Genomic DNA, 23,869 nt, shown 5'->3' on the forward strand with positions numbered 1-23,869 from the left:
TTTAGATACCAATAATAAGTTTTGCAATGAGGAAATAAATTAAAATTCCAAAGATATCATTGCTTGTTGTAATAAAAGGTCCTGTAGCAATGGCCGGATCAATGCCTCTTTTGTCTAAAAATAATGGAATAAATGTACCAATGATTCCTGCTACTATAATTACAGCGACTAATGAAACTGATATTGCCAAGGCTTCAATAGGGTTTTCTTTCCAAATCCAAACCACCAAAAATAAGATGGTGGCTAAAGCAATTCCGTTTAACAAGGCTAAGAGCATTTCTTTCCACAAACGATTGTTAATGCTTCCTTTTATGTCGTCATTTGCTAAACCTTGCACAATAATTGCACTCGATTGTACACCTACGTTTCCTGCCATAGCGGCAATTAATGGTGTAAAAAAGAATAGAATGGAATAGTTTTCTAACATTTTGTCAAAACCTTCCATAATGGCTGCGGCGCCAATTCCACCTAAAAGTCCTAAAAATAACCAAGGCAAACGTGCGCGTGTGAGTTCCCAAATGCTATCATCGGCTTCTACATCTTGTGTAATACCGGCAGCCAATTGGTAATCTTTTTCAGCTTCTTCACGAATCACATCTACAATATCATCAATCGTAATACGTCCAACCAATCGTTTCATTTCATCGACCACAGGAATGGCTTCCAAATCGTATTTTGACATGACTCTAGCAACTTCTTCCGCTTCGTCATTTACATTGACATAATCTACTTTTGGAATGTACACATCTTTGATATGTGCTCTGGTAGAAGTAGTTAGTAAGTCTTTGAGAGAAAGACGTCCTTTTAAAATTCCGTCATCATCAATTACATAAATAGAGTGTACGCGTGTTACTTCTTCTGCTTGTTTGCGCATTTCTTTTACGCAGGTTAGCACATTCCAGTTTTCATTGGCACTTACCAATTCTTTCGCCATCAATCCACCAGCAGTATCTTCATCATAACGAAGTAATTCTACAATTTCTTTGGCGTGTTCTTTATCTTCTAATTCCGAAATTACGGCTTGCTTTCGCTCGTCTGAAAGTTCGGAAATAATATCTGCAGCATCATCCGTATCGAGTTCGTCAATTTCTTCTGCGATTTCTTTGGCAGATAGATTTTCCAGAATTTTTTCACGTACATCATCGTCAACTTCCGTAAGAATATCGGATGTTTTTTCACTGTCAAGTAGCTTAATAATATACGTAGCTTCCTCAAGATGTAGTTCATCAATAATCTCTGCGATATCCGCATAGTGCAGCTCTTCTAACAATATTAGAAGTTCCGAATCTTTTTTTTGCTCAACGTAGCTTTGTACTTGCTCTATGAGCTCATTGCTAAGTTTAAATGGAGTCATTCGCTATCTTGATGGTTAAATCTACAAATCCTTGAACACTTAGTTGTTCAGGTCGCAGCCCAAAGATAGTATCTTCTTTTAAATTATCAGATAGATTGAATGTTTTTAAACTGTTACGAAGTGTTTTTCTTCGTTGTTGAAAGGCCATTTTTACAACTCTAAAGAATAATTTTTCCTCACATGGAAGTGTATAATTTTCTTTTCGAATGAGTCGCATTACGCCAGAATCTACCTTTGGCGGCGGATTAAAAACACTTGGCGGCACGGTGAATAAGTATTCTGCATGATAAAATGCTTGCGTCAATACCGAAAGAATTCCGTAGGTTTTGTTTCCATGTGGCGCACAAATACGTTGCGCTACTTCTTTTTGAAACATACCACTAAATTCTGGAATTTGATCGCGCATTTCGAGTGTTTTGAATACAATTTGTGTGGAAATATTGTACGGGAAGTTTCCAATAATCGCAAAAGGTTCATCGTTGAATGTTTTTTTGAGATTATATTTTAAGAAATCTTCTTCTAAAATTCGATTTGAAAGCTGCAAATAATGCGCTTGTAAGTACGCCACTGATTCTGTATCAATTTCACATACATACGTTTTGATCGGTTTTTCAAGCAAGTATTTTGTCAAAACACCCATTCCTGGACCAATTTCTAAGACATTTTCATAACGATTCAGCGTAAGCGTATCTGCAATGCGCTGCGCTATTTCTTCATCTTTTAAGAAATGCTGTCCTAAATGTTTTTTAGCTCTTACTTTATCCGTCATATTATTGTATGGTATTGATGCGATCTATGAGAAAGGCTTCAATCTCTTTTTGATCTTTTTTAGAAAACCATGAAAGCTCTAAATCGTATTGTTTTCCTTCTTTAGAAATTACATAAGGTTCACTTCCGCCTTTGCTTGGATGATATGATTTTAATTCGTCAAACTTCTTTTTGAAACGATTGGTTCGTATCGTAGTACCTGTAAGTGTAATTTGAGGTTTTCCTCTCAGTAGGATGATTAAGATTAAAAGAAAAGAAATAATACCGACAGAAATGTTGACTAGATATTCGATAAACACTAAGTTTTTACGAAACTTAATACTTAATACCTCTGCAATTTTATCTGAAAGTTCTGTGGCAATATAAAAGAATACACCAATGACGATAATAATGAGAATCGCTTTGATAAAGTATGCCAATTGCGAATAATATTTTTTCTCCTTCATCTTCTTTTCTTTACGCTTTAAAATCTTCTATTATTTTCAATTCGGTACGAAATCCTAGCATTTTATCGGCAAATTTTTTCATGCCTTCTGCTCGTAATCGCGGTGCATCTTCTGCATAATACGCATCTAAATCAGCTCTAGATTTTGCAGTGTATTGCACAGAATAGGTAGTTCCGCCATTTTCTTCGTCGACTAATACTTGCGAAAATCGAGCTTCGGTAAATTTTCCTGTAGCCAATACGTCTGGAATGTGTTTTTTCATCCAGATTAAGAATTCTTCATGAACGCTATCGTCAATGTTGACTGTTACATTGTAAATGTACATACGTAAGTTTTGAAATAAAGTGCAAAATTACGGTTTTAAGCTGAATTACACACCGAAACTTTGTTGAATTCAATATTTAGCTAAAGTTTAAGAAAAAATCTTAAATTAAGTGGTTAGCCTAATAATATTAATTGTTTGTCACTTCGAGCGCAGTCGAGAAGCTAAAGAAAATAATTGTTTTTATTGAATCTCGACTGCGCTCGATTTGACATTTATGAGTTAGATTTTACTAATGTATTTTTAAGGAAAAGATTTATAGAGCTTAAGCTAGTTAATTCACAGAATCACCACGCAGTTTGCGATACGCTTTTTGCGCCTCTACATAATGAATGCTGTCTTGATGATTGAAAATGATTTCTTCAAAGAATTGTTTGGCTTTTTCGGGATCGTCAAACTGATTGAGATAGAGTTTTGCCATCGCGAAATACGCATCATCTACCAAAATATCTTCTTTGTAAAACTCAATGATTTTCTTGTAGTTTAAACGTGCTTTGTCAAATTCGCCACGTTTTTCATAGAGCTGTGCTTGCATTAACAAAGCTTCATCTTCGATTTTTTCTCCTTTGTGATTTTGCAAAATATCTTCAAGCGTTTCAATGGCTTCCGTTTCTTTCTTTTGATAGTATAGCAAATCGGCTTTGGCATATTTTTTCAAAGCAGTTTGTGTAGAATCTTCCAAAGAATTATCAGAAATAATCAACTTTAATTGCAATGCATCGTTCGCAATTAATTGTGATACTGACGATTTTAATACTTTGAGTTGCGTTTCTGCCCATTCAAAATCACCTTTATAATAACTTGTACGTGCTACGCGGAAACGTGCTTCTTGCCCTGTAACATCATTTTTCAAAGCTTTTTGTACTTGTGAAAAGTAAATCAATGCTTGATTGAATTGTTCTTTGTATACCAAAATATCGCCCAGAGCTAATTTTACAACCGCTTGCTGACGTAAGGTAAGTTTTAATTCCAACGCTTCTTTTAAATAGGTAATGGCAGTTTGCGGATCGTCTTTTTGAAATGCTAAAAAGTTTCCATAATCACGTTGCAATAAAATGGTTCTAAAATTACGTTTGTATTGCGCAAGTAATTCTTCAAATCGTTGCTGAATAGCTTCATAGTTTCCATCTGTTACTGCTTCAATATCTAACTGAAGTAAGCTTTGAGATGCACGAATAATAGTGCTGTCTTGCGTAGATTTCTCAATGATATAATTTAAAATTTCGCGTGCTGTTTCTTTGTCGTTGTCTTCAATACTTAAGTTTGCCAATTCAAAAATTCGCTGAAGAGAATAATCGCCATTCATATAAATAGCTTTCTCTTGAATAAAGGCTCTTTTGTATTGTTTTTGCTGAATGAATAACCAACTTAGCAATTCGTTCCACAATAAATTGGGTTCTTCCTGATTGCGTTTGAGAAGTAATTTTCGAAAGAGTGTATTGTTTTCATCATTGGGATCGTTTCGTAAAAACTGACTGATGATGCGTTGTGCATATCCTTTTTGTTCTACACGATCTTTGATCAAATCTAAATAGCTAGAAAACATTTTTTCAATGTCTCCTTTTTCACCATAAATTCTAGCAATATTATTTAAGAAATTATAGTTTGGATTTACTTCCATAGCATGTTTGTAGACACGCAAAGCATAATCTAGCAACGACTTTTTCTCAAATGCACGTCCAATGCCATAAGAAGCTGTCACTTTTTGTTCGGTATGAGCTACGGCTTTTTCGTAATAAATATTGGCGTTAACAGAATCGCGTTTTAAATCGTAATTAAAACCTGCTTCCACCAATAAAATAGGGTTTAAGCGCTTTAGCTTAGGATTTTCAATTTCTTCTAGCAATAATTTTTCAGCAGTATCAAAATCTTCCATTTGCTGATAACTATTGACCATTCCCATGAAATAATTGACTTTACGCGGCGATTTTTTATAGAGTTTTTCAAAAGCGACAATGGCTTTTTTGTATTCTCCTTTTTCGTAATATTGTTGCGCCAAGGCATCACTTTGTGCCAATGTTTGTGTACACATTGCCAAACTGAAGATGATGAATAGAATATAACGCATAAAAAAGCTTTTCTTCAAAGATACTATAAAGTATGTTAAATAAATTGTAATGTTGTTAGATTGTTAGATCACGCTGACGCACTTTTAGATTTGTTTGATATCGTGAACTTGTAATTTTTGAGCGTATTAAAAAATTAATATTCAACATAGTTACTTAGCTCTATCAAATTTAAGTCTGGATCTCTTAGATAGATAGATTTAATTTTTCCTGTAGCACCAGTTCTGTCCACAATACCTTCGATGATGGTAATGCCTTTATTTTCTATTGTTGTTTTTACCTGTTCAATGTTTTCAGAAACGATAAAGCATATATCTGCAGAGCCACAGGTTGGATGCTGTGCTTTTGGTTCAAACTCTTTTCTTTTTTCATGAAGATTTATTTTTTGATTTCCAAAAGTCAATGCTTTTCTATTTTGACCAAACGTAATTACCTTCATTCCAAGAATGTTTGTATAAAACTCAATTGTTTTTTCAATATTTTGTACGGTTAAGACGAAATGATCAATGCGTTGAATATTCATAATGGTATTAAGGTTTTTGAGGAAGTTTAATATTTGAGTAGTGCTATTTACAAATTTCCATAGATGACAATGTAATCTGCGTATCGTAATTTACTTTTAAACCATTTGATTACGTTTCGTAAAAAGAGTTCAACACCTTCGTCTTTGGTTTTAATTTTTGACATGCGATCTACAATGATTCGACCTGTTTTGTTGTCAAAATAATTATTGCTTAGAATGTCAAAGGAATGTTCTATTTCTCCTCGATTGTCTTTTATTGGATATACCGATTTAAAAACATCGATAATATAGTCAAAGTCTTTAGCTTGAATGAATAAACTCTTATCATTCGTCCTGTACTTATCAAGACTATCGTTTTCAGCCCATAAAATAAATCCTATTTTGTGTATCGGTTGATTTGGAGTGGCTGTAAGAAAAAATAATTTTTCATTGATTTTCTTGATTGCTTTTTCTATGCTGAACTTACATATACGATAATATTTTTCGGCTGTTTCTTCATCACATTCTGCAAGTCTGCAAATTGTATTGATATTGTTTCTATGAAATTCTTGTTCACAAAGTGCGATGTCGCCATTATACTCATTGATGAATTCAATGGCAGCATTTAGCGGGATCGATAATCGATCTCTTAATTCTTTGATTTTTTGAATTTCTACGTTGGATTTCATTTTTTAAGCGCAAAATTGTTTGTGTAATTTTCGTTGCTTGGAAGCTAAATTAGGAAAAAGTAATAAGTATGTGCATTAAAAATCAAAATGCCGAAGCAATTGCTTCGGCATTTCTATCAGCTATAAATAAATTCCATAGATTCAACTATTTAAAAACTAGGTTTGGGTATATAGCATTTTGTGTTAAGCTCGAATATGTTACGTACTAGCTATTAATCTATGGATTGACGTACATATTTTGGTTTAAAAATTGGGATTACAAACGTATACAAATCATCGATAAAAAGCAAAAAACACCGACAAAATACAGTGTCGGTGTTTAAAAAATAATAGTTTTTGATGATTTTATATTTATGAAATCACGTCGAAACCTGTGTATTTACGCAGGACTTCAGGAATTTCTATTCCGTTTTCCGTTTGGTAATTTTCTATAATTCCAGCTAAAACTCTCGGTAAGGCCAATGCACTTCCATTTAAGGTATGTGCTAACTGCTTTTTACCGTCTTTATCCTTGATTCTCAGCTTTAAACGATTGGCTTGGAAGGTTTCAAAGTTAGAAACCGAACTGATTTCCAACCAACGATCTTGTGCCGTAGAAAATACTTCAAAATCATAGGTTAGTGCAGAAGTAAATCCTAAATCGCCACCACACAAACGTAAAATTCTATATGGAAGCTTCAATTCTTCCAAAATTTCTTTGATATGATTTACCATACTATCCAAAGCAGCATATGAATCTTCCGGACGTTCAATACGTACAATTTCTACTTTGTCAAATTGATGTAAACGATTCAAACCACGAACATGTGCGCCATAACTTCCAGCTTCACGTCTAAAACATGGCGTATATCCTGTACAGCAAATTGGCAAATCTTCTGCTTTTAGCAAATCGCCACGAAACATATTCGTGACAGGCACTTCTGCTGTTGGAATCAAATACAAATTGTCGCCAGTTGCATGATACATTTGTCCTTCTTTGTCTGGCAACTGACCTGTTCCGTAACCAGAAGCTTCATTTACCAAATGCGGTACTTGGTATTCTGTATATCCAGCATCCGTATTTTTATCCAAGAAATATTGAATCAATGCACGTTGCAAACGCGCACCTTTTCCTTTATATACAGGAAATCCAGCTCCCGTTATTTTATTTCCAAGTTCAAAATCGATGATGTCATATTTTTTCACCAATTCCCAGTGTGGTTGTGCATTGTCATGTAAGGTTGGAATCTCGCCTGCACGAAATACTTCTTCGTTGTCATCTTCACTATTTCCAGCTGGCACCAAAGCATTTGGTACATTCGGAATCGTATATAAAAGTTCTGGAAGTGCTTCTTCCTTAGTTTTCAATTCTGTTTTTAATCCTTCCGCTTTAGCTTTTAACTGCGTACTTTTTTCGCGTAAAATCTCTGCTTTCTGGCGTTCTCCACTCTTAAATAACTGTCCAATTTCTTTGGATAATTTATTAGAGGAAGCTAATGTATTGTCTAACTCAACTTGCAAACTTCTACGCGCCTCATCAAGCGAAACAACTTCGTTCACAACTTCAGTGGCATCAAAATTTCTTTTCTTCAAAGCTTCAATAATTTCCGCTTTGTTGTCTCTAATAAATTGTAATTGTAACATTTTGTTATGTTTATGGCGTTTCTTTCGTACACTTCTGCTCCGCTCAGTGTACTTCGGTCGGGCTTTCAGCTATATCTTTTTGATGTTGTCATTGCGAGACAAATTTTTGAATTTGTCGTGGTAATCTGTTTAAAAGAAACAGATTACTTCGTCGTTTGCTCCTCGTAATGACAATTCATAACAAAAAGGATATCGTGTCAATCCTTAACGCACGGATTAATGAAGCCACAAAAATAATCAAATTAAGAGAAAAGCTGTATTATTTTTCAGCATACTTTATGGAGTCAATATAACTTCTCGTGTCACTTGCCAACGATTGTCTTTCCAAATGAAATCAATCATTAAGTTGATTAAGTTTTCAGTTCCTGTCAAATTTACTTTCCGATCAAGAATTACCAAGCCTGTATCGCCCTTTACTTGTATGTGATGAATTGCTGACCAGGTATTTAAATCTTGCTCATTGGCTTCTTTTTTTGCGGCAAACATTTCCATAAAAGCAGTTTTGTTAGCCAACATTTTCTGTTTTTCAGCAGTAAACATGATAATTTGTAAATCTTCGTGATACAATTCATCAAGCGCTACTAAGTCAAAACTTGTCCCTGCTTTGATCAGTTTTTCGATAGTTTCTTGCAAGCCGTTTTCTGTTTTATGCTTCATGTTGCACATGTTTTAAGTTTCCATATACTTTTCGATCATAGATCCAAGAAATTGTAATGAATACCAACGCAATTCCGGAAAATAGATATTCATCATCTGCTACCATTAAGTGTGCGACTAAGGCAAGAATGGCATCAAACAAAAATCCGGCGTATGCCAATTCTTTTAAAAATAGATTCCATTTGGTTGCTACCGTAATTGCGCCAGCTATTTTTAAAAAAGCAAGTGGATAGATAATCCACGCCGGAAAACCTAAATTGTTGAAAAACATTTCTGCTCTCGGATAGTTAAAAAGATACATCATAGCGCCTGCAAAGAATAATAAACAGAGCAATCCTGTGGAAATCCAATAGATAATTTTAGTTGTTTTCATAGTGTTTGTTTTTAGAATAATTGATCATTTTTAATGTTTTTAGTAATTCGGAAGGTTCCATGCGTGTCATATAATCTGCCTCAAAGTGAATGAAGACTATTTTTTGATGGCGATCGATCACATAAATTGCAGGTACGGGCAATTGATTATTGTGATTTCCGTGAATTTTAGAGAAGTCCATTCCGAAGTTGTCAAATTCCTTCTTTGAAGCTTCATCAAGTTCAAATACAATTCCGATGGCTTTCATAAAAGCAGCATTTCTATCGGTCAGAATAGGATAGGAGATTGTATTTTTTTGTACTGTTTGTGTTGCGAGTTGTGGAAGTTCTGCACTAATGGCAACAATATCAGTATCTGCTTTTTTAAATGCATCGCGCAAACGTTCAAACTCCCGCAATTCCATATTGCAATAAGGACACCAACCACCACGATAAAAGTTGAGAATTAAGAATTCATTTTGTTGTATTTCTTTGAGATCAATACTGTTTCCGTAATTGTCAATTAATGGAATGTTTGGAATGGTGTCGCCAACTTGTAATGCTTTTTGTTGTAATTGATCGTTGCGAATATTTTCAATGCTATTCGTAAACGTATCAATGACAGATTTTGGCATACGTGCCATAGTTGCATCTCTGACTGCTTTTAACTGTTCTTGTAATTTCATAGATTCATTTTTTTTGTTGGTACAAATGTATTTCTACAATGCACAAAATGAATTATCTATGTGTTTTTAAAAATAGTCAATCTCTAACCGATCTATATTTCTGTGAGTTGTTTTAAAAACTGTTTTGGTGTAGTTTGGGTATATTTTTTAAAGAACCGAATGAAGTTTGATGGTTCATTAAAGCCCATTTTAAAGGCAATTTCTTGCGAAGTATATTTTTGTTCCGAAATGGTTCGTTTAATCTCTAATAATAACCAACTATCGAGAAAGGCTTTGGCAGTTTTTCCACTAATTTCTTTACAAATATCGTTTAGGTATTTATAAGAAACGTTCAGTTTTTCTGCGTAGGTTTTTGCATTATGACTCTCCTCGTAATGTTGTGTGATAAGTAGCTTAAAGGAAAGGAAATCTTTAAAACGTTTACTTTCGAATGTTTTGTGCTGATAGACTGAAAGCTGTTTTATTTTGAATAAAAGTGTCATGAATGCTGAATGAATCATCTCAGATTTCATGTTTAAATTCTCTTCTTTGTGCAGACTTTTAAGCAATGTCAAAAAAGGCTGAATTACCTGTAAATTTTCTTCGCCAATATATACACTTGGCGTATTGTACATCTGTAAGAAGTGAAACAAATTCTTTTCACTTATGTTTTGTGTAATGAAGCTTTCTTCAAAAGAAATCACGAATCCATCCGTAGCACGTTCTTTGCTAAACGCATGCACTTGATCTTTGGTTAAGGGCAACACAATGCCTGGAAAGATTTTTTGTTCTTTAAAATCGATGGTATGCGTGCTTTCTCCTTTGGTAATAAGAATGAGTGCATGAAATTCTATACGATGTGGTTTTGACAAGTCGTACGCACTTTCTTCGCAGCGATCGCGTAAGGTTTCTATAGAAATAAATTCAAATGGAATCGGTTGTTTTACAAACCTAGAGAATACAATATTTTCAATGTCATTTGCCATAATTGGATCGCAGAAAGTTATTTCTTCTTGTACTTACTCTTAAAAGGTAATAACCAATCATGATGCGAGAAGTGCGACCATTCTTCTTCGGCAAGATTTACAGTTGGATCAAAAAGTTTTTGGTAAGGATGATTGTTCACACGAACACGGCCTTCTGCATAGACTTCAATATCAGTTCCTTTTTTGGCATAATCTTTTTTCAAAAATTGCACAAATTGCCACAACATGTCTGGTTTTACAGCAACACGTGCTGCTTGCTTTGGCGTCACATAGGTAACAGGATTTATATACGTGCTATCCCTACTTTCTTTGTCGATCACTTTTAATTGAATATAGCCAGCTTTGGAACGTAACATCATACGCCAACTCAAACGATGTCCTTCTTCTGTCCATAATACGTCGTCTTCAAATGTCCAGTGACGCAATGGCAATAGAATTTGAGACATAAAGTAGATGACAAATATTGGAATTACCACTTTTCTGTACGGCGGTAAGATGATTTCATCTTCTGTGTCTATTTCCTTTCCTTTAGGAATCTCTTTTCCTCGATAGACTTTTTTATTCTTCAAGAATATATTGCGAATGGTTTCTGGTTCAAAGAAGAAAATACAAAGCGCCAACGACATGTATGGGAAAATTCCGATATGTAATACAAACGAATTGAATAAGTGAAAAACCACAGAACAGACAAAGAAAAATACACGTGTTCGTTTCCAGAGCAATCCAGGAATTACTAATAAATCAAATCCAACACCGACATAAGCCAACGTATAGTGAATCCATTTGTGTTGCAGAAACCCGCCAACAATTGGCAAATCTTTTCGTCCTGCCATTAAGTTTGTGGTGACTTCTCCTGAAATCCAATCGGGATACATTTTGGCAATCGAAGCATACGTATATACAATGAATAATTGCAATATGAATATCCATACAACCCAATTGGGCATGTAAATATTTTTCAATGTAGGATTCTTTTTCACATCTACCGAAAGGTAATGATGCGCAGGAACAATCCACATAAACACGCACAACAAAATCAATAAATAGTAATGATTGTTGTATGAGGTTTTTTGCATCAAATACGCAGTAGTCCACAATACGGTAAACGTTCCAATACTCCAGCGGTATTTATAGCCAACCATGACTAAAAAACCGCAAATTCCCATCAAAGCAAAATAGAAGTAAAAACCATAGGAGTAGTCTGCCATATTCAAGCTTTCTATCCCGAATAAATTAAAATCTAATAATGGTTGTTTTAATGCTTGTTGTATCGGTGTCAAAACGCCTTCAAATCCTATAAAAGGAAAGGTGAAGTCAGGATCAATAAACGTCCGTTTTACCCAACCTGTTAAAATTGCGCCAAATCCTTCCAAACCTATGAGTAAGCCAAAAAACACTCGAAATACAACGAGTGATGTATTATCTACTTGTTTGAAAAGAAATTTATTCAGCATGATAGTTTTGAATTAGTGCTAAAGATGTTTGTTTGTCTTTGTGTAATTGAGCTTGTAATGCTTCAATAGAGTCAAATTTTTGTTCGTCTCGTAAACGTTTGATCAATCGGATTTGAATTTTTTCTTCATAAATATCACGATCAAAATCAAAGAAATGAACTTCAATAGTTTCGCTCGTACCTTTTACAGTAGGATTGGTACCAATATTCATCATTCCAAAAACAGTATTGCCATCAAGCTCACTTTTTACAAAATACACACCTTGTTTAGGAACGAGTTTGTAATCTTCTTTGATATGAATGTTTGCTGTTGGAAAATTGATTGTATTTCCCAAACCTTTTCCAGAAATCACAGTTCCGGTTAACATAAATTCATATCCAAGATATGTATTGGCTGTTGTAATATCGCCTTCGTTTAATGCTCTTCTGATTTTGGTTGAACTAATGGTAATATCGTCAATTTCTTTGGCTTTGATTTCGGATACAGAAAAATCGAATGCTTGTCCAAACTCGCGTAAATCATCAATATTTGCGGTACGATTTCTTCCAAAACGATGATCGTATCCAATAATGATTTTTTTAAGATTTAAGTGATCTATTAGAAAATCGCGTACAAAATCGCGAGCTTTCAATCGTGAAAATTCTTTGTTGAATGGATAAATAATCAAAGTGTCAAGTCCGGTTGCTTCCAGCAGTTGAATGCGTTCTTCAATCGTATTAATCAACTTTATATTGCTGTCTTGTTGTAACACCATTCGCGGATGCGGAAAAAAGGTTAACAACATTGTATCGAGTCCGTCTGATTTTGCAATCAGATTTTCGATGATCTTTTTATGTCCAACATGAACACCATCAAAGGTTCCAATAGTAATTGCGGAGGGATTTTCGGCTTTGTATGCGTCAAAAAAATCAATGGTATTCACTGGGCAGTCTTTTTTACAAAACTATTTAATTCTTTTACAAAAAATAAATATTCTGATTTGAATCTTGATTTTTTGTTTGTAAAGTGCATTCATGGGTGAAAATACATATTTCATCGTTGAATTTCACTGTCTTCATCGAAAAATAGTGAGAATTTTATGTTACTATATTAAAAATAGTGATTTTTGAGGATTAAAATTAACCCCTAATCTTAAATAAAGAGCTATGAAGCAAAAACTATGCTTCGGTTTGCTAGCGTGTATATTTTTGATTTCCTCCGTTGGGTTTGCTCAAAACAACGAATGGAAAAAGCTACAAACCGTTACCGATGCTGAATCAGTATCAAAATTAAATTTATCAGAACAAAAAGTAGACTTCTTTGAACTGAATTTTGAAAACTTTACACAACAACTTGCAAATGCACCTTTACGAGGAGCAACTTTTGGTTCTAGTACCATAGTGCAAGTTCCAGGAATTGATGGGAAGCTGGAAACATTTAAAATGTATGAAGCTCCTGTTTTTGCTCCTGAATTATCAGCAAAATTTCCAAATATTAAATCGTATGTTGGGCATAGTCAAGAAAACTATGGGGCAGAATTACGTATGAGTGTTTCTCCAAAAGGAGTACAGACAATGATTTCTTATGTAGATAGACCTACTGTTTTTATGCAGCCTGCCGGAAATGATAATGTAAATTATGTAGTGTACACAAGAGATGCACGTATTAGTTCTGTAGGAGAATTTAATTGTACAACTGTTGATGAAGTACAAGGAAAATTTTTAGATGATTTAGATATTCAGCCAGAAGATGCAGATGATCAAACTTTAAGAACATTCCGAATTGCAATTTCTGTAACAGGAGAATATACGCAATATCACGGTGGAACTGTGGCTGGCGCAATGGCAGCTATCAATGCTTCTATGGTTAGAGTAAACGCAATTTTTGAAGTAGATATGGCAGTAACGTTTGAAATTATTGCTAATAATGATACATTGGTTTTTACAAATGCAAATACAGATCCTTATTCTCCTGCAGCTACTGGAACAGGTGGTGCATGGAATACGGAACTTCAAAACTACTTAACAGGTTCTATTGGAAATGCAGCGTATGATATCGGGCATTTATTTGGAGCTACTGGTGGTGGTGGAAATGCAGGTTGTATAGGTTGTGTATGTGTTGATGATACAACTTCTACTACTGATACAGAAAAAGGAAGTGCTTATACGTCTCCAGCAGATGGAATTCCAGAAGGAGATACATTTGATGTAGATTATGTAGCACACGAAATTGGTCACCAAATGGGAGCAAACCATACTTGGGCTTTCAATACAGAAGGAACAGGTGTGAATGCAGAACCAGGAAGTGGATCGACAGTAATGGCGTATGCTGGAATTACTGGAGCAAATAACGTACAACAAAATAGTGATCCTTATTTTCACTATCACAGTATAAAACAAGTTTTAGACAATTTAGTAACACGTACTTGTTGGATGGATAACAATTCACCAGCGATAGCTAACAATCCGCCAAGCGCAAATGCAGGAAGCGATTATGTAATTCCGCAAGGAACTGCTTACGTATTAAGAGGAAGTGCTACTGATCCAGATGGTGGAGATGCGCTGACTTATTGTTGGGAACAAACAGATAGTGGACAGGTAACGAATACAACTTTTGGTCCGACTCTTACTTCAGGTTCAATGAACCGATCGCAAGTACCAACAAGTTCTCCAAACAGATACATTCCAAAACTAAGTAGAGTAGCTTCTGGAAACTTAACACAAACAAACCCAACAATCAATACGGCTTGGGAAACTGTGGCAACGGTTAACAGAACCATGAGTTGGGCATTGACAGTTCGTGATAGAGAACCAACTGCTACGGGACTTGGAGGACAAACGAGTTATGATTTAATGTCTATTCAAGTGACAACTGCAGCAGGACCTTTTACAGTAACTTCGCAGACTTCTTCTGCTGTAAGTTGGGAAATGGGGACTGCGCAAACCGTTACTTGGGATGTGGCAAATACAAATACAGCGCCTGTTAGTGCGATGAATGTAAATATTTTATTATCTATTGATGGTGGAGCAACATTTCCATATACCTTAGCATCTAATGTATTGAATGATGGTTCGCAACAAATTACAGTGCCAGTAACTCCACCAACTTCACAAGCAAGAGTTATTGTGGAAGGAGCAGGAAATATTTTCTTTGCAATGAACTCTACCAACTTTAACTTAGTAGAGCCAGATTTCGCATTGGTTTTTGCAGATAATGATGAAACAGCATGTCAGCCAGCAAATGCAGTATATAACTTTACGTACAACGCTTTTGGTGGATTTAATGGAACAACAACTTTTGCTGCTGCGAACCTTCCAGTAGGAGCAAATGCAGTATTTAGCCCTTCAAGTGCTTCTGTAGATGGAACGCCTGTAACACTTACAATTTCTGGAACAGGAGGAGTTTCGCCGAGTACTTATTTGTTTTCTGCGCAAGGAACTTCTGGAGCAACGACACGATCAGCTGATTTGACTTTAAGTGTCTTACCAGGAACTCTATCGCCAGTTACATTGGTATCACCATCTGATAATTCGACAAATGTGCCAGTGAGTTCAAACTTTACTTGGTCTACAAATACCTTAACTGACGATTATCAATTTGAGATTGCAACAGATCCTGGATTTACTAATATTGTAGAATCAACTGCAGTAGCAAATGCAAACTATACACCTTCGTCATTAGCGCAATCAACTACGTATTATTGGAGAGTTGGTATATCGAACGCATGTGTTTCAACGGTATATTCAAGTACCTATTCATTTACAACACAATCGTGTGCTGTATGTGCTTCTGTAGCAAATACGAGTTTTGCTACGAGTACTACTTTAGTGAATTTTGAAAGTATCAATAGAAGTTCTGCTAAACCTTCAGGATATAGCGATTATACAGCAACAGATATTGCAACAGTAATTAAAGAATCATCGTATCCACTTACAGTGAATGTAAATACAGACGGAAACTTTAGAACGCAAACTAAAGTATGGATTGATTGGAATCAGAACTGTAGTTTTGATGATGCAGGAGAAGAATACGATTTAGGAGATGCTTTTGGAGTATCTGACGGACCAACAGCTAATTCTGGAATGATGGTAATGGTGCCGAGTTCAGCCTTAACTGGATCTACTACTATGCGTGTATCGACAAAGTATACGCCAAATAATAATATTGTATTCCCAACTTCTTGTGAGAATGGAGCAGATGCAGAGGTAGAAGATTATCGTATAGATGTTGAAAATACCTTATCAACGGTTGAAAATGAATTGGAGAATTTTGCGATTTGGCCAAACCCAACACGCGGAAAGTTTGTTGTGAAATTTACATCTACATCTTCTGAAGATGTTACTATTGATGTTTTTGACATTCGTGGACGTGCTATTTTTACAAAGAAATACAACAACTCTGCAAACTTTACGGAAGAATTAAATATCAGTTCAGCGCAAGCCGGATTGTATATGGTTCGTGTGAATGATGGAGAGCGCGTAAGTGTTAAAAAGCTAATCGTTCAATAGCAGAATAAAGAAATATAGATACCTACTAAACTAGATATAAAAAGAGAGGCAATTGCCTCTCTTTTTTATTTTCCATTAAATGAATTCATTGTGTTGGATATTCCTGCTGTACCAAAAGATTTAATGACTTCTGTGCTCTTTTCTAGTCGTTCTGTGAGTTTGTCACTCTCTTCGGTTGTCCATTCGCCTAACACGTAATTTACTTGTCTTCCTTTGCCAAAATCGGCACTAATTCCAAATCGGAATCGAGGATATTTTGTGGTATTTAGCAAAGCTTGTACACTTTTTAAACCATTATGTCCACCATCGCTTCCTTTGGTTTTGATGCGAATTGTTCCAAACTCAAGATTCAAATCATCAGTAATAATCAATATATTCTCTACAGGAATTTTTTCTTTTGTCATCCAATAACGAACCGCTTTTCCGCTTAGGTTCATATATGTACTTGGTTTTAAAAAGATAAACGTTCTTCCTTTAAATTTATATGTAGTTAAGTCGCCTAACTTATCTGTTTTGAAGGTTAGTTCTTCTTTTTTAGCAAAAAAATCGAGTATTTTAAATCCGATATTATGGCGTGTATTTTCATATTCACTGCCAATATTTCCTAAGCCTACAATGAGAAATTTTTTCATAGGATCTGTTTCTTCTATTATTAATGATGCTTTTGAATGAGATGTACCCAATAGTTTTCTGAAAAATTGAAGCATACTGTAAAAATTTGTGTAAAAATAAAAAAGCATTCCGACATGGAATGCTTTTTATAGATCATAAGATCAATTATTTTTAAGCTTCTTTTTCTGCTTTTGCAGCTTCTTGAGCAGCTTTCATCGCAGCACGAGAAATTCTTACTTGACATACTACTGTATTATCAGCATGTAATAATTTGTAGTTTTCATTTGTTAAAGCAGTAACATATAATTTGTTTCCAATTTCTAATTCAGAAACATCTGCTTCAATAGAATCTGGTAAATGCTTAGGTAATGCTTTTACTCTAAGTTTACGCTTGTTTAAACGTAAAACACCACCAGAAATTACACCTGGAGCAGTTCCTTTAACAGCTACTGGAATATCCATAGTTACTTCTTTATCGTCAAATAAACGGTAGAAGTCAATATGTAATATTTTGTCACTTACAGGGTGAAATTGAATATCCTGTAAGATAGCGTTGTGTGTAGAACCGTCTTCTAATGCAATCACAACTGTGTGCGCATTTGGAGTATACACTAATTTAGAAAATGATAATTCTTCTGCTGAAAAGTGTAATGGGTTGTCTCCTCCGTATAATACGCAAGGAACCTTTCCAGCATTACGTAAGGCTTTCGTTGCTACTTTACCTACGCTTTCTCTTTGAGATCCATTGATTGTAATTGATTTCATTTTTAGTATTTATATTAATATTTAATTACATTAAAAACTTTGAGCTGATCGACGTATTTGTTTGTACTCTTTGCATTACATCTGCAAATAAATTAGCACAGCTTACGACTTTGATCTTGCTTGATTCTTTGCGTAATGGAATAGAATCGGTTACGATTAATTCTTCTAATTTTGAATTTTCTATTCGTTCATACGCTTGTCCTGATAAAATAGGATGTGTACATATTGCACGTACTGACAAAGCTCCTTTTTCCATCATGACTTCTGCGGCTTTTGTCAATGTTCCGGCAGTGTCTACCATATCATCTACTAAGACCACATTTTTTCCTGTTACATCACCAATTAATTCCATATGTGAAATGACATTGGCTTTTTTACGTTGTTTGTAACAGATAACAACGTCGCTTTCTAAAAACTTAGAATATGCGTATGCTCTTTTTGATCCTCCCATATCTGGAGAAGCAATTGTTAACTTATCTAAATTCAACTTTCGTAAATATGGTAAAAACACGGTAGAAGCAAATAAATGATCTACTGGCTTTTCAAAGAAACCTTGAATTTGATCGGCGTGCAAGTCCATAGTAATAATACGTGTTGCACCAGCTACTTCAAGCATTTTAGCTATCAATTTAGCACCTATCGGAACTCTTGGTTTGTCTTTACGATCTTGTCTTGCCCAACCAAAGTAAGGAAGTACGGCTGTAATATGACGTGCAGAAGCTCTTTTAGCAGCATCTAGCATTAAAAGCATTTGCATCAAATGATCTGAGTTTGGAAACGTTGATCCTATGATAAATACTCTTGCGCCACGAACCGATTCTTCAAAAGAAGGTTGAAATTCACCATCACTATATGTTGAGAACGTAACTTTTCCTAATTCTGCTCCATATTGTTTTGCAATTTTTCTTGCAAGTTCGTCACTTTGCGTACAAGCAAAAATCTTTGGTTCTGGGACAGTATAAGACATTTAATATTCTGTTTAGTAGTTAGTTAATTGTTGTGTTGTGTTAAATGAGGTGCAAATTTAGAAATTTTATGCAACTCTAAAAGCTTTTATTTCTTTTTTTAAGGGAGAATTAAAATTATTTTCTAAATTTGCACTCCTTTAGAAACAATAATTTGCTCGAGTGGCGGAATTGGTAGACGCGCTGGATTCAAAATCCAGTTCTTTCGGGAGTGTGGGTTCGATTCCCACCTCGAGTACACAAAGGAAAAGCCGAAGTTGTAGACTTCGGCTTTTTTGTTTGGGTAAAACATAGGTAAAACAAATTGATTTTTAAAATACTTGTAATGAGTGTAGCTTTTGTTAATTAAAATGTTAAGAAAACAAGGAAATAAAAGCTTTTAGAGTTATTAAGTATGACTTCAAAATACTATCTTTAATAATTATTTTTAGTTATGTCATTTTTAGCAAATAAGGAATTAGAGAAACTATTAAAGAAGTGTATTTCAGACAATGAATTCACAGAGAATAGATTGCAAAATGCATCTTATGAATTAACTTTGGGAGATGAGGTCTACACTAATAGTGATAGTTCAAAAACAATCCTATGTGCTAAAAAGCCTCAATTTGAGGTAAAGCCTGGTCAGTTTGCTATTTTAATGACAAAAGAAGAGATTGAGATACCCTCAAAATATATTGGCTTCATATCATTAAAATTTGGCTTCAAATTTAGAGGATTGGTTAATGTGTCGGGTTTTCATGTTGACCCTGGTTTTAAGGGTAAATTAAAGTTTTCTGTTTATAATGCTGGATCAAATAGTATTATATTGGATAGAGGACAACCATATTTCGTTTTGTGGATTAGTGAGCTTACTAGTCAACTTGCTGATGATGAGAATTATAATGGTTCGCATCAAGGTCAAAATAGTATAAGTTCACATGATATTATGAAAATTAAGGGGGAAATAGCCTCTCCTAATAATTTATTAAGTCAAATCAAGGAGATTAAGTCAAGTCTAAAAATATATTGGTGGTTACTTGGTATCATTCTTGTGACATGTATAGGTGTTTGTAGTAGATTTTATTGGCAGAAGTCTCAATACGAAAAAGGTTATATAGATGGTTATAATAAAGTTGAAATTGAAAATGAGGTAAATAAAAAAGTAGAAATGATTCTCAACAAAAAGATTGATAGCTTGGTGGGGGCAAAATATAAAGAAATAAAACAAAAAAAAGATTCAATTGAATAAGGCTGTAACAAATATTGATATGATACAAGGTAACGAAAAGTTACCTACATCTTTTATTGTTTATTTTGAAGATAAAAAAAATGAATCAGTAAGAATTACTATTGATGGTGTACAGGTTGGAGATGTTATAGATGATAATTCTTATGAAAAAGATCATTATCGTTATCATGATGTTTTTCATTATACTTTTGCTACCCTATTGGACTGGTCTCCTTGCACTAGGTCAATGCTAAAGAGAAAAAGAAAAAGTATTCCGATTATAGACGCTTATGAAGATGGAGCAAGAGCAACAATCACAGAAGAAGCAATATCCCTAATCTTATTTAATGAAGCAAAAAGGACTAACTATTTCGAAAAAGGAAAAGTTAGTAAAACCGTTTTGAGTATAATAAAACAAATGACAGAACCTTTTGAGGTCAGAACCCGAACTAAAAACGAATGGGAATCTGCTATTTTGGTGGGATATAAATTATTTAAAAAGCTTGTTGAGAATAGAGGTGGGAGAATAAAGTTTGATGCACATAAAAAGGAAGCGTTATTTATCACTTAGATTATCTTAAAATATTTATTAATCAAAAAAAGAGCTAGCAAACGCTAGTTTTTTTATATATAAAAATAATTTTGGAAATATTATTGAAGAAGAAATTACCTAAAACAACGGTAGTTTATGATACTTATTGGAAGTTTGCGACTGAAAGACAAAATATATTTTTTAATAGAATTAATAATGAAAGTATTTTAACGGAAGATGCCATTCTTTTAGAATATAAATTTACTAATGCTTATAGAGCTTCAGATCGAGTTAGTCAATATTTAATTAAAAATGTTATTTATAACCATTCCCAAAAGCCTCAAGAAGTACTCTTTAGAATTTTACTATTTAAGACTTTTAATAAAATAGAAACGTGGGAACGTTTAGAAAAAAGAATTGGAAAATTAGAGTATAGATCTTTTAATTTTGACTTATACGACCAAGTTCTTACTGAGGTTATGGAATCAGGAAAATCAATATACTCTGGAGCATATATTATGACTTCGGGTAGAAGCTTCTTTGGTCATGCTAAAAAACATAGAAATCACTTAAAACTAATCGAATTTATGCTCAAAGGAGGATTAGATAAAAAAATAAGTGATTGTAAAGATATGGATAGCTTGTTTGAGCTTTTAATATCTTATCCAACAATTGGAAGCTTCCTAGCTTATCAATATTGTATTGATATAAATTACAGTAACCTTTGTGATTTTGATGAAATGGATTTTGTAAAACCAGGACCTGGTGCATTAGATGGAATTAGAAAGTGTTTTTCGGATTTTGGTGGATATGATGAAACTGACCTTATTAAATTCGTTACTAATAGGCAAGAAATTGAATTTGAGAGATTAGAGCTTGATTTTAAGAACTTATGGGGGAGAAGTTTGCAACTTATTGATTGTCAGAATCTTTTTTGTGAAGTGGATAAGTATTCTAGAGTAGCACATCCAAACATACAGGGTATTTCTGGGCGTACAAGGATTAAGCAGATATTTAAACCTAAAAATACTACTATTAACTATTGGTATCCTCCAAAATGGAACATTAATAAGAATATAAAAACTAATTCTCAGCTATAACATAAGCTATTGAACAAGTAGTAGAATGAGAAATACTTATGTGCCACTTATTTATGCCCAAACCTTGAGATATATTTCTTATTTCACCTTTCAGTTCTATTTTAGGTTTTCCAAATTCTGATTGAAGAATTTCAATATTATTTAAGGATATCCCGTCGTGCATTCCTGTTCCTAAACATTTTAAAACAGCTTCTTTTACAGCAAACCTTCCCGTTAGATAAGAGAGCCTATTTTGATTTTTATAGCTTTCTATTTCTCTAGGTGAAAATACTCTTATCAAGAACTTTTCATCCTTTTCCCAATTTAGTTCTTTCGCAATTTTAAAATCAGTAACATCGCAACCTATTCCTATAATCATGATATAAATACATTTTCTAAAGAGTTATCTTTTAATTTTTGCAATAGTTTCTTTGCTTCACTTTTCGTTAGTCTATCTAGTTGCTCAACACCAATGTAACAATTAAATCTTTCAAAATTTAGATTCGATTCTTTAGCAATAAACATTCCTAGATTTATAAGTCCAATCCAATTTCCGTATGCACGTCGATATAAATGCTGAATGGCATAGAAACTGTTTAAGATTAACCCATTATTCTGGGTTTTGTAAAATGTTACATGCTGTAAACATGGAAAACCCTGATACATTGCATCGGAATGATCTTTTTCAGGATTAAATATTGAAGCTTGTAATTTTGATCGTCTCTTAACCGTTGCTCCTTCTTGTAAAGAAGAAATAATAATTTCTAGTTGATTTATTTTTTTATCACTACCATCAAATGAAATTAGCCTTTGAAAATATGTGCCATTTCTATTACTTGGATTTATTTTTTGTATTCTTGGAAAGTTTTTTTTGTATTCTTTATACAAAGCAAACCTGTTTTCTTTACAATAAATGTAAAGAGATTTAGGAAATATTGTTTCTGAAACTGTTTGGACAGCATCAAGTTGAGAGGAAGCTAAGTTTAAGTTTAATGTTTCTTGAAAAGAAATGTCTTCATTAAATTCTGTAATACTAAGAACTAATGGGCAAATTTCTTTACCATTGTTATCAATAATGTGTTCAAGAACTCTTATCCATGCTTTAGATACATTGGTATCTTCAATAAGTAATGGTGTTGTCATAATTAGTTATTCTAGATGTCTATATTCTGATAAGCCTATGTAGTTTTGGCTTTCTATTCTAATTGTCATATTTCTTTTAAAATTTTCAGACCTAACTTCTGAAATTCCAGATTTGATAGCTGAATAAACTATACCTAAGCCTGTTATTCTAATAGGTTTTAAGAAGCTTTTATCAACGCTTGCGTTACTAGGAAGTACAATGTAATTTGAAACTTCTAGGTCGACATAAGTTGGTTGACTATGATTGTCAAAATATTTAAAATGAGAACTTTTTAATTCTCTTGAAAAATTTTCCTTAAATATTTTACTAGGTATATATTTTAATAGGGTTTTAGTCGTTGAATTATTTGTAATCCTGTTTGCTCTGCATTGGTATATTAAAGTATGGTAGCCAACTCCAAAAAAAGAGCTAATTAAATAGTATTCTAATGGACTAGCTGTATTTGGATTAAGTTTTCTTTTTGCAAATTCAGCCTGAATACCAGCAATTGGCATTAATAGTGAACCAGCAAAAACATTAACTAATAACTCTTCTTGATCTTGATCAGATGTGTATTGATTTGAATAATTGAGAGAATCTATTTTTGAGCCATGTCCGAAAAAATGATGCCCATATTCATGCGCACATGTGAATATTCGTCTAGGTATTGGGCGCTCATTAGAAAGTAGAATAGTTGGTTTATTAAATTTATCTGATTTTACATAAATTCCCTCCATATTAATATTAACAATCCTTACAGTAATGCCCTCTTGTTCGCAAACATCATAGATGTTGACAGGTTCAAACATATTTAGTCCAAGTCTGTCTCTAACTCTTGTTGAGCTTTTAATTGCATCTAAAAAAATTGCTTTCATGAGTTATTTAGGTAAAATTTTCAATATATCCAATAACTTTTTAATGTCTTCAGGATCTAATTTCTCTAGCTCTCTAGCTGCAAATTGGAAATTAACATCATGAGACTGACTTTCTTCTAATAGTAGCCAAGAAGAGTTCACTTTGTACAATTCTGCAAACTGGATTATTTCTTCTGCACTTACCTTTCTTCTTCCTGCTTCAATTTCTGAAATAGTAGGGCGTTGAATACCCATTAATTTTGACGCTTTTTCTTGAGAAAGACCAGATTGAATCCTTGCCTCTTTTAACCTTTTTGCTATTTTTTCTCTGTCTGATATTTCATTCTCCCTTGTATCCATAA

25 protein-coding genes and 1 tRNA gene are annotated in these 23,869 nt (G+C 33.9%); 5 read left to right on the top strand and 21 right to left on the bottom strand.

The annotated features are described in order from the left end of the window. Position 1: 1 nt before the first annotated feature. The 14 genes from mgtE to Q0845_RS01575 form a co-directional block, all read right to left on the bottom strand. On the bottom strand, positions 2-1,354 hold the full coding sequence (gene mgtE, locus Q0845_RS01510) for a magnesium transporter (protein ID WP_298508063.1): 1,353 nt from the start codon (positions 1,352-1,354) through the stop codon (positions 2-4). Next, entirely contained in the window at positions 1,341-2,123 is a 783-nt protein-coding gene (gene rsmA, locus Q0845_RS01515) for a 16S rRNA (adenine(1518)-N(6)/adenine(1519)-N(6))-dimethyltransferase RsmA (protein WP_298508066.1), read from the bottom strand. The genes mgtE and rsmA overlap by 14 nt, the downstream gene beginning before the upstream one ends. Before the next feature lies 1 nt (position 2,124). Further along, the gene (locus tag Q0845_RS01520) at positions 2,125-2,568 is read right to left on the bottom strand and encodes a hypothetical protein (protein ID WP_298508069.1); all 444 of its coding nucleotides are present in this window, start codon (positions 2,566-2,568) and stop codon (positions 2,125-2,127) included. 10 nt (positions 2,569-2,578) lie between these two features. Next, positions 2,579-2,893, bottom strand: coding sequence for a DUF4286 family protein (locus Q0845_RS01525; protein WP_298508072.1), 315 nt, complete (start codon positions 2,891-2,893; stop codon positions 2,579-2,581). A gap of 271 nt (positions 2,894-3,164) precedes the next feature. After that, the gene (locus tag Q0845_RS01530; RefSeq protein WP_298508075.1) at positions 3,165-4,958 is read right to left on the bottom strand and encodes a tetratricopeptide repeat protein; all 1,794 of its coding nucleotides are present in this window, start codon (positions 4,956-4,958) and stop codon (positions 3,165-3,167) included. A 134-nt stretch (positions 4,959-5,092) separates the two neighbouring features. After that, positions 5,093-5,479 carry a VOC family protein gene (locus tag Q0845_RS01535; protein WP_298508078.1) on the bottom strand — a complete coding sequence of 129 codons (387 nt, stop codon included), beginning with the start codon at positions 5,477-5,479 and terminating at the stop codon, positions 5,093-5,095. Between the two features lie 47 nt (positions 5,480-5,526). After that, the gene (locus Q0845_RS01540; protein ID WP_298508080.1) at positions 5,527-6,147 is read right to left on the bottom strand and encodes a hypothetical protein; all 621 of its coding nucleotides are present in this window, start codon (positions 6,145-6,147) and stop codon (positions 5,527-5,529) included. 351 nt (positions 6,148-6,498) lie between these two features. Then, the gene (gene serS, locus Q0845_RS01545) at positions 6,499-7,770 is read right to left on the bottom strand and encodes a serine--tRNA ligase (RefSeq protein ID WP_298508082.1); all 1,272 of its coding nucleotides are present in this window, start codon (positions 7,768-7,770) and stop codon (positions 6,499-6,501) included. Between the two features lie 276 nt (positions 7,771-8,046). Beyond that, positions 8,047-8,427 carry a hypothetical protein gene (locus Q0845_RS01550; protein WP_298508085.1) on the bottom strand — a complete coding sequence of 127 codons (381 nt, stop codon included), beginning with the start codon at positions 8,425-8,427 and terminating at the stop codon, positions 8,047-8,049. Further along, positions 8,417-8,800 carry a DoxX family protein gene (locus tag Q0845_RS01555; protein WP_298508088.1) on the bottom strand — a complete coding sequence of 128 codons (384 nt, stop codon included), beginning with the start codon at positions 8,798-8,800 and terminating at the stop codon, positions 8,417-8,419. The genes Q0845_RS01550 and Q0845_RS01555 overlap by 11 nt, the downstream gene beginning before the upstream one ends. Further along, positions 8,787-9,464 (bottom strand): peroxiredoxin-like family protein, encoded by a 678-nt coding sequence (locus Q0845_RS01560; protein WP_298508090.1) that lies wholly within the window; start codon positions 9,462-9,464, stop codon positions 8,787-8,789. Before Q0845_RS01560 ends, Q0845_RS01555 begins: the two co-directional genes overlap by 14 nt. 92 nt (positions 9,465-9,556) lie before the next feature. Further along, on the bottom strand, positions 9,557-10,429 hold the full coding sequence (locus tag Q0845_RS01565) for an AraC family transcriptional regulator (RefSeq protein WP_298508093.1): 873 nt from the start codon (positions 10,427-10,429) through the stop codon (positions 9,557-9,559). Positions 10,430-10,446: 17 nt separating this feature from the next. Further along, positions 10,447-11,883 (bottom strand): HTTM domain-containing protein, encoded by a 1,437-nt coding sequence (locus Q0845_RS01570; RefSeq protein WP_298508096.1) that lies wholly within the window; start codon positions 11,881-11,883, stop codon positions 10,447-10,449. Next, a complete protein-coding gene (locus Q0845_RS01575) occupies positions 11,873-12,805 on the bottom strand; it encodes a bifunctional riboflavin kinase/FAD synthetase (RefSeq protein ID WP_298508099.1) in 933 nt (310 codons plus the stop codon). The genes Q0845_RS01570 and Q0845_RS01575 overlap by 11 nt, the downstream gene beginning before the upstream one ends. A gap of 223 nt (positions 12,806-13,028) precedes the next feature. Between Q0845_RS01575 and Q0845_RS01580 the strand changes: the two genes are divergently transcribed. Then, on the top strand, positions 13,029-16,370 hold the full coding sequence (locus Q0845_RS01580; RefSeq protein ID WP_298508101.1) for a reprolysin-like metallopeptidase: 3,342 nt from the start codon (positions 13,029-13,031) through the stop codon (positions 16,368-16,370). Between the two features lie 65 nt (positions 16,371-16,435). On the opposite strand, the gene pth is transcribed toward Q0845_RS01580, so the two are convergent. The 3 genes from pth to Q0845_RS01595 all read right to left on the bottom strand — a co-directional run bounded on the left by pth (position 16,436) and on the right by Q0845_RS01595 (position 18,714). Beyond that, entirely contained in the window at positions 16,436-17,077 is a 642-nt protein-coding gene (gene pth, locus Q0845_RS01585) for an aminoacyl-tRNA hydrolase (protein WP_298508104.1), read from the bottom strand. Positions 17,078-17,153: 76 nt separating this feature from the next. Then, complete coding sequence (locus Q0845_RS01590; protein ID WP_298508107.1) at positions 17,154-17,747, bottom strand: 50S ribosomal protein L25/general stress protein Ctc; 594 nt, start codon at positions 17,745-17,747, stop codon at positions 17,154-17,156. A 25-nt stretch (positions 17,748-17,772) separates the two neighbouring features. Next, positions 17,773-18,714, bottom strand: a complete 942-nt coding sequence (locus Q0845_RS01595; protein ID WP_298508109.1) for a ribose-phosphate pyrophosphokinase — start codon at positions 18,712-18,714, stop codon at positions 17,773-17,775. A gap of 154 nt (positions 18,715-18,868) precedes the next feature. Here Q0845_RS01595 and Q0845_RS01600 point away from each other — a divergent pair. The 4 genes from Q0845_RS01600 (at position 18,869) to Q0845_RS01615 (ending at position 21,551) form a co-directional block, all read left to right on the top strand. Beyond that, a tRNA-Leu gene (locus Q0845_RS01600) sits at positions 18,869-18,950 on the top strand. 195 nt (positions 18,951-19,145) lie between these two features. Continuing rightward, a complete protein-coding gene (locus Q0845_RS01605) occupies positions 19,146-19,940 on the top strand; it encodes a deoxycytidine triphosphate deaminase (protein WP_298508112.1) in 795 nt (264 codons plus the stop codon). Beyond that, positions 19,933-20,490, top strand: coding sequence for a nucleotide pyrophosphohydrolase (locus tag Q0845_RS01610; RefSeq protein WP_298508114.1), 558 nt, complete (start codon positions 19,933-19,935; stop codon positions 20,488-20,490). Before Q0845_RS01605 ends, Q0845_RS01610 begins: the two co-directional genes overlap by 8 nt. A gap of 71 nt (positions 20,491-20,561) precedes the next feature. Then, the gene (locus Q0845_RS01615) at positions 20,562-21,551 is read left to right on the top strand and encodes a nucleotide kinase domain-containing protein (RefSeq protein WP_298508117.1); all 990 of its coding nucleotides are present in this window, start codon (positions 20,562-20,564) and stop codon (positions 21,549-21,551) included. Here the strand turns inward: Q0845_RS01615 and acpS are convergent. From acpS to Q0845_RS01635, 4 genes are read right to left on the bottom strand one after another with little or no spacing between them, the layout of a single operon-like run. Continuing rightward, the gene (gene acpS / locus Q0845_RS01620) at positions 21,535-21,909 is read right to left on the bottom strand and encodes a holo-ACP synthase (RefSeq protein ID WP_298508119.1); all 375 of its coding nucleotides are present in this window, start codon (positions 21,907-21,909) and stop codon (positions 21,535-21,537) included. The two genes, Q0845_RS01615 and acpS, sit on opposite strands and share 17 nt — an antisense overlap. Further along, on the bottom strand, positions 21,906-22,673 hold the full coding sequence (locus Q0845_RS01625) for a hypothetical protein (protein WP_298508122.1): 768 nt from the start codon (positions 22,671-22,673) through the stop codon (positions 21,906-21,908). The genes acpS and Q0845_RS01625 overlap by 4 nt, the downstream gene beginning before the upstream one ends. A gap of 6 nt (positions 22,674-22,679) precedes the next feature. Further along, positions 22,680-23,528 carry an ImmA/IrrE family metallo-endopeptidase gene (locus Q0845_RS01630; protein WP_298508124.1) on the bottom strand — a complete coding sequence of 283 codons (849 nt, stop codon included), beginning with the start codon at positions 23,526-23,528 and terminating at the stop codon, positions 22,680-22,682. 3 nt (positions 23,529-23,531) lie between these two features. After that, positions 23,532-23,867: a helix-turn-helix transcriptional regulator gene (locus Q0845_RS01635; RefSeq protein WP_298508127.1), complete on the bottom strand. Its 336-nt coding sequence runs from the start codon at positions 23,865-23,867 to the stop codon at positions 23,532-23,534. Positions 23,868-23,869: the final 2 nt, after the last annotated feature.

It is taken from the genome of uncultured Kordia sp. (genome assembly GCF_947489565.1).
In the GTDB taxonomy this organism is placed as follows: Bacteria; Bacteroidota; Bacteroidia; order Flavobacteriales; family Flavobacteriaceae; genus Kordia.

What these genes read in the sequence shown, in the direction of transcription:
- Q0845_RS01525 (WP_298508072.1), bottom strand. Translation starts at nt 2,893, where the DNA reads ATGTACATTTACAATGTAACAGTCAACATTGACGATAGCGTTCATGAA.
- Q0845_RS01605 (WP_298508112.1), top strand. Translation starts at nt 19,146, where the DNA reads ATGTCATTTTTAGCAAATAAGGAATTAGAGAAACTATTAAAGAAGTGT.
- Q0845_RS01580 (WP_298508101.1), top strand. Translation starts at nt 13,029, where the DNA reads ATGAAGCAAAAACTATGCTTCGGTTTGCTAGCGTGTATATTTTTGATT.
- Q0845_RS01625 (WP_298508122.1), bottom strand. Translation starts at nt 22,673, where the DNA reads ATGACAACACCATTACTTATTGAAGATACCAATGTATCTAAAGCATGG.
- serS (WP_298508082.1), bottom strand. Translation starts at nt 7,770, where the DNA reads ATGTTACAATTACAATTTATTAGAGACAACAAAGCGGAAATTATTGAA.
- Q0845_RS01520 (WP_298508069.1), bottom strand. Translation starts at nt 2,568, where the DNA reads ATGAAGGAGAAAAAATATTATTCGCAATTGGCATACTTTATCAAAGCG.
- Q0845_RS01540 (WP_298508080.1), bottom strand. Translation starts at nt 6,147, where the DNA reads ATGAAATCCAACGTAGAAATTCAAAAAATCAAAGAATTAAGAGATCGA.
- mgtE (WP_298508063.1), bottom strand. Translation starts at nt 1,354, where the DNA reads ATGACTCCATTTAAACTTAGCAATGAGCTCATAGAGCAAGTACAAAGC.
- Q0845_RS01630 (WP_298508124.1), bottom strand. Translation starts at nt 23,528, where the DNA reads ATGAAAGCAATTTTTTTAGATGCAATTAAAAGCTCAACAAGAGTTAGA.
- Q0845_RS01590 (WP_298508107.1), bottom strand. Translation starts at nt 17,747, where the DNA reads ATGAAATCAATTACAATCAATGGATCTCAAAGAGAAAGCGTAGGTAAA.
- rsmA (WP_298508066.1), bottom strand. Translation starts at nt 2,123, where the DNA reads ATGACGGATAAAGTAAGAGCTAAAAAACATTTAGGACAGCATTTCTTA.
- Q0845_RS01530 (WP_298508075.1), bottom strand. Translation starts at nt 4,958, where the DNA reads ATGCGTTATATTCTATTCATCATCTTCAGTTTGGCAATGTGTACACAA.
- Q0845_RS01570 (WP_298508096.1), bottom strand. Translation starts at nt 11,883, where the DNA reads ATGCTGAATAAATTTCTTTTCAAACAAGTAGATAATACATCACTCGTT.
- Q0845_RS01635 (WP_298508127.1), bottom strand. Translation starts at nt 23,867, where the DNA reads ATGGATACAAGGGAGAATGAAATATCAGACAGAGAAAAAATAGCAAAA.
- Q0845_RS01565 (WP_298508093.1), bottom strand. Translation starts at nt 10,429, where the DNA reads ATGGCAAATGACATTGAAAATATTGTATTCTCTAGGTTTGTAAAACAA.
- Q0845_RS01550 (WP_298508085.1), bottom strand. Translation starts at nt 8,427, where the DNA reads ATGAAGCATAAAACAGAAAACGGCTTGCAAGAAACTATCGAAAAACTG.
- Q0845_RS01560 (WP_298508090.1), bottom strand. Translation starts at nt 9,464, where the DNA reads ATGAAATTACAAGAACAGTTAAAAGCAGTCAGAGATGCAACTATGGCA.
- acpS (WP_298508119.1), bottom strand. Translation starts at nt 21,909, where the DNA reads ATGATTATAGGAATAGGTTGCGATGTTACTGATTTTAAAATTGCGAAA.
- pth (WP_298508104.1), bottom strand. Translation starts at nt 17,077, where the DNA reads ATGCTTCAATTTTTCAGAAAACTATTGGGTACATCTCATTCAAAAGCA.
- Q0845_RS01595 (WP_298508109.1), bottom strand. Translation starts at nt 18,714, where the DNA reads ATGTCTTATACTGTCCCAGAACCAAAGATTTTTGCTTGTACGCAAAGT.
- Q0845_RS01555 (WP_298508088.1), bottom strand. Translation starts at nt 8,800, where the DNA reads ATGAAAACAACTAAAATTATCTATTGGATTTCCACAGGATTGCTCTGT.
- Q0845_RS01535 (WP_298508078.1), bottom strand. Translation starts at nt 5,479, where the DNA reads ATGAATATTCAACGCATTGATCATTTCGTCTTAACCGTACAAAATATT.